This is a genomic window from Candidatus Defluviilinea gracilis, assembly GCF_057138825.1.
In genome coordinates this window covers 1-2,091 of record NZ_DBNHEF010000008.1, presented here as the reverse complement: position 1 = coordinate 2,091, position 2,091 = coordinate 1, and the positions used below count along the sequence as shown (strand labels likewise).

Here is a 2,091-nt window from a genome sequence, read left to right as displayed (position 1 = left end):
CGCAGATGATGAAAGAAGCGCTCGAACAAGCGAAGGTGGCGCGCGCCTCCATTTTGGAAAAGATGCTGGCAGTGTTGCCCGAATCGCGACCCGACATCAAAGAGCACGCGCCGCGCATCATCACCGTAAAAATCCCCGTTGATAAGATCGGCGCGTTGATCGGACCGGGCGGAAAGAACATCCGCGCATTGCAAGAAGAGACCGGCGCAAAGATCGACATCGAAGAAAACGGCACGGTGTACATCGCGTCCACCGATGGCGTCGGCGCGAAGATCGCGCAGGAACGCATCGCTGGACTTGGCGAAGAGGCTGTCGTTGGGAACATCTACACCGGCAAAGTCGTTCGCATCGCGGACTTCGGCGCGTTCGTCGAAATCCTGCCTGGCATGGACGGGCTCGTCCACATTTCGCAACTCGCTTCTGAGCGCGTGAACAAAGTGGAAGATGTGGTCGGCATGGGCGAAGAGATCACCGTGATGGTGACCGACATTGACGGACAAGGAAAGATTCGACTCTCGCGTCAGGCTGTGCTTGAAGGTTGGACGGCAGAAGAGGCGCGCGAGAAAGACGGTCCGCGCCGAAGCGGCGGAGGCGGAAGACCCGGCGGAGATCGCGGGCGCGGAGGGGATCGGCGTGGCGGTGATCGCGGCGGCAGAAGGTAGAACGTGGATGATTAGAAGATTAGAGGATTAGAGGAGTAGAGGATTGAGGGTAGAAAGTGGAAAGCGGATGATGAGGGAGGCATCGTCCGCTTTTTTTGTTGGGGAGGTGTTAGGTGGATTGGAGGAGTAGAGGATTGGAGGATTAGAGAATTAGAGAATTGGAGAATTAGAGGATTAGAGAATTGGAGGATTGGAGATTAGGTGTCGAGGGGGGATTTGACGGCGAGGCCGCCGCGTTGGATGACGTGGGTGTAGATCATGGTGGTTTTGACGTCTTTGTGACCGAGGAGTTCCTGAATGGTGCGAATATCGTAGTTATTTTGCAGGAGGTGGGTTGCGAAGGAGTGACGGAAGGTGTGAGGGGTGACATGTTTATCAACCCTTGCCAAGCGCGCCGCTTCTTTCACGGCTTTTTGGACTGCCGTTTCATGTAAATGATGGCGGCGGGTTATACCCGTCCCTGGCTCTTTGAAGAGGCTGGCGGCAGGGAAGACGTATTGCCATACCCATTCTTTGCTGGCGTTTGGATATTTCCGCTCCAGAGCAAAGGGCAGATAGACAGAGCCGTATCCTTTTGCCAGGTCTTTTTGATGTATTCGTCTGACTTGCTCCAAATGGTGTTTTAGCGGCTCGACGACACTATCAGGCAGAATGGTAGAACGATCATCGTCGCCTTTGCCATCGCGGACGATCACTTGATGGTTGGCAAAGTCAATATCTTTGACGCGCAGGCGCATGGTTTCCATCACGCGCAAGCCTCCGCCGTACATGACCTGCGCGATAATCTTGTTGACGCCGCTCAAATTGGCGATCACGGATTTGATTTCTTCTTTCGAAAGCACGACGGGGACGGTCTTTGCTTTTTGGGGGCGAAATTCGACAAGGGCGTTTTCATCCAGCGCGATGCGCAGAACATGACGATAGAGAAAGAGGATCGAACTTAACGCCTGTGTTTGGGTAGAGCCTGAAATTTTCTTGTCTGAAACGAGATGGGTAATGAATTCCCGAATTTCAGGAATACCCATGTCTTTGGGGTGGCGTTTGTTATGAAAGAGGATGTATGACCTGGCCCAATTGATATATGTCTTTTCGGTGCGCTGGGAATACTGTTTAACGCGTAGGGCGTCACGATACTGGTCGAGTAATTTTTTGTCTTTTGGAGGGGTTTCGGGCTGGGCTGGCTGGTTCATTGGAATATTTGCCTTTTGAATATGTGGGCGTATAATGCTGTACATAGGCAATTATACAGCCTACAGGCTGTATAACCACCCAAACGGTGTCTTATACAGCCTACAGGCTGGTTAAGACATAGTTGGCACGCCCCTTGCACAACAGAGAAAAGGCAAATTTAGTTCATGCGTATTCTGATTATCGTTCTAATATTGCTTGCGCCATTAAGTGCTATTTCTGCGGCGATTTACGAGATAGC

The 2,091-nt window shown here is 52.1% G+C and carries 2 protein-coding genes; one reads left to right on the top strand and one right to left on the bottom strand.

Annotated elements, in window-relative coordinates; all coding sequences use genetic code 11:
• On the top strand, positions 1-662 hold a 662-nt coding region (locus AC16KF_RS00785; protein ID WP_484035374.1), incomplete at its 5' end, for a S1 RNA-binding domain-containing protein.
• 197 nt (positions 663-859) lie between these two features.
• On the opposite strand, the gene AC16KF_RS00780 is transcribed toward AC16KF_RS00785, so the two are convergent.
• A complete protein-coding gene (locus AC16KF_RS00780; RefSeq protein ID WP_484035373.1) occupies positions 860-1,852 on the bottom strand; it encodes an integron integrase in 993 nt (330 codons plus the stop codon).
• Positions 1,853-2,091 lie beyond the last annotated feature (239 nt).